Origin of the sequence: Synechococcus sp. R55.7 (assembly GCF_047461955.1) — a bacterium.
GTDB lineage: Bacteria > Cyanobacteriota > Cyanobacteriia > Thermostichales > Thermostichaceae > Thermostichus.
On record NZ_JANSIC010000155.1, the window covers coordinates 1 to 2,969 of the forward strand.

Annotated in this window: 2 protein-coding genes; both read right to left on the bottom strand. The window is 60.1% G+C overall.

Annotated elements, in window-relative coordinates; genetic code table 11:
• Positions 1–85: 85 nt before the first annotated feature.
• Positions 86–2,629: a UPF0182 family protein gene (locus NW820_RS08895; protein WP_414407285.1), complete on the bottom strand. Its 2,544-nt coding sequence runs from the start codon at positions 2,627–2,629 to the stop codon at positions 86–88.
• Positions 2,630–2,633: 4 nt separating this feature from the next.
• Positions 2,634–2,969 (bottom strand): DUF512 domain-containing protein (locus NW820_RS08900; RefSeq protein WP_414407286.1); only part of this gene is annotated, 336 nt, incomplete at its 5' end.

Consider the following 2,969-nt stretch of genomic DNA (forward strand, 5'->3'; position numbering starts at 1 on the left):
GCGCGAAGATTGACAACCTAAACTTAAAACATCCGTTAAGTTTCGTCAACCACCTGCCTCAAAAATGAGGAGGGGATCCCTTTCTCTATCGGCTGCCCCTCGGCAGAAAGAGGGCTTCTAAGGCCTGGCCGAGAGTCGGTTCCATCACCACCCGGTCTTCGTAGGCAGCGATCACCCGGGTGAGCTGAGGCAAGCGGCCCTGTTCTGCTTCGATGTAAAGGGGCTGAACATAGAGCAAAGAAGTCTCGATAGGAATGACCAGCAGCGTGCCCAGGTTCACCCGCGACCCATGCTGGTTCCAGAGGGAAATTTGCTCGGAGATTAAGGGATCCTGATTGACCCGTGCTTCCACCTGTTCCGGGCCATAGATGAGGCGTTGCTTGGAAAATTCGTAGACCAGCAGCTTGCCGTAGTTTTCCCCGTCGCAGCGGGCCGCTATCCAAGCCACCATGTTCTGCTTGTTAACAGGGGCATAGGGGGAGAGGAGGACGAACTCAGGAGTGTGGTTTGCAACCCCTTGGGGATCCCTCGGCAAGGTGAGAATGAGATACTGCGGCTGCATGGGAATGCGCCGTCGATTGCGGAACTGGCCGGGGATCTGCCATTGATCCTCGCGGTTGTAGAAGAGGCGGGGATCCGTCATGTGGTAGGTGGCAAACTGCTGCGCTTGCAGGCGGAAGAGGTCTTGGGGATAGCGGATGTGTTGCCGCAGCGGCTCCGGCATTGCCTCCAGAGGCTTGAAGAGGGTGGGGTAGATGCGGGCGTAGGCTTGGATGAGGGGATCCCGAGGGTCGGCAATGTACCAATCGATGCTGCCGTTGTAGGCGTCCATCACCGCCTTGACCGAGTTGCGGATGTAGTTGAAGGGAAAGCCGGGCAGGTGCTCCGAGTAGGGGTAGCGGCTGCTGGTGGTATAGGCATCGAAAAACCAGTAGAGCTTGCCGCCTTGAATGACCAGGTAGGGATCCCGGTCGTAGAGCAAAAAGGGCATCACCCGACGGATGCGCTCGCGGATTTGGCGGCGATAGAGAAAGCGGGTGGCAGAAGATAGCTCGCGGCTGAGAAGGATGCGCAGATCGCCAAAATGCCAGGCGTAGAGAAACCGCTGCCAGAGGTGGGGAATGGGCACGCCACCGCTGCCCCGGTAGCTGCTGTACACATAGCGCTCTGCTGCAGGGTAGTCCAATTCCCGCGCCTCAGCGCCCACGAAAACATCGGTGGTGGTCAGCTCGCCATAGTAGAGGGCCGGCTGCTCCACCCGCAAGACGGAGGCCACCTCAGGGTAGCGGGGAGAAACCCGCGGCGGGATATCCGATAGGAAAAAATCCGGCAGGCCTTCAGGGGTCACCACATTCACCGGGCTGAGGGTGAGGCCATAGCCGTGGGTGTAGAAAAACCGCCGGTTAACCCAGGTTTGGGCGGCGGGGGGCACCTGGGCAAAGTCCAGCTCGCGGGCGGCATGCATAACTTGGCGCAATTCTCCCCCAATGCGGTAGCGATCCACATTCACATAGGGAAATTGGTAGTAGGGGCGGATTTCTTGCAGTTGGCGGTAGGTGGCCAATAGGGGATCCGCATCCCAGAGGCGCACGTTGCTCAGGGTGGATTGATTCTGCTGCAGGATCTCCCAGGTGAGGGCTCCCCCTTCCGGGAAGGGTTGGACTTCGACATCGGCCAGGCCAAAGCCAGCACGGGTAAAACGGATGTTGTCCTCGATGTAGGGGCGCTCCAGCTCCAGCTCGTTGGGGGTGACCAAGAAGGTTTGCACCAGTTGGGGATAAAGTTGGGTGGTTAGCAGCCCAAACCCCAGGTAGGCCCCCCAGAGGATGGCCGGCGCCAGGAGAGAGCTGGCCCAGGAAGGGCACCAGGACTTGAGGAAAGGAAGGTTGAGGCGGATCCCCTGGCGGGCCAAAGCCCAGAATCCCACCGCCGTCAGGCCTGCCACCCCGCTCATCAAGGTCGTGGCCGGCAAGGTTGCATGCACATCGGCAAAACCGGCCCCAAACACAACGCCGCGGGTGGAATAGAGCAGCTCGTAGCGATCCAGCCAATGGCCCCAGGCGCGAATGAGAAACAGGGATCCCCCCAAGATCAGCAGGTGCCGCTGGGCATAGAGAGAGAGGGCCAAGGTCAGCCGTTGCTCGGAAAGCCCCAGCTCTACCAAGTAGATGAGGACAACGGCAATCAAGGTGAGCAGCACCAGGTTGAAGCACCACTGCTGCACCGTCTCCCAGAAAGGCAGGCTGAAGAGAAAAAAACTGAGATCGCGGTTGAAAATGGGATCCGACTCCCCGACGGGCCCCTGGTTCAGCCAGAGCAACAGCGTGAACCAGTGATTGGAAAGAGACCAAGCAAAGAAAACACTCAAACCTGTGGCAATCGCCCAGGCCCCGGTCAAGGTTGCCCCCCGCCAGCAGGAGCAGATGTTGGATCCCGTCACCGCCAGGGCAAAGAGGAAAGCGCCCAGGCCCAGCCCCCAGCGGGCAATCACCCGCGTCCACAGCACCGGCAGGGCATTCAGCTCGGCAAACCAGGCCAGATCTACGTAGAAAGCCGCCAAGCCCGTGATGGCCAGGATCCCCAGCCCCACCCCCAGCAGCAGAAACAATCCTCGCCGCAACCTCTGCATCGCCTCAGGATCCTCGGCTCAAAGCTGTTCTTGGTCGCGTCAGCGGTGCAGTTTCCCTTCGCCCGAGCGTTGCGGAACAACACAGGGTGCCGTAGGCATAGCCCTGTTCTAGCTGTTGCACCGCCTGCACCAAGCCTGCCGGCCCGCCGTCCACCCGCACCACCGGGATCCCCACCTGGGCCTGCAGATCCTGCCAGGTCAGATCGTCCAAAAAGCGCTCCCCATCCTTAAGGGCAATCTGAGGTAGCAGCAGCCCATCGTAGGCCGCCAAGTTTTCAACCGATTTCAAGGCATTCAAGACATCTTGGCCCGTCAGCAGCCCGGTTACCGTCAGGGTTTG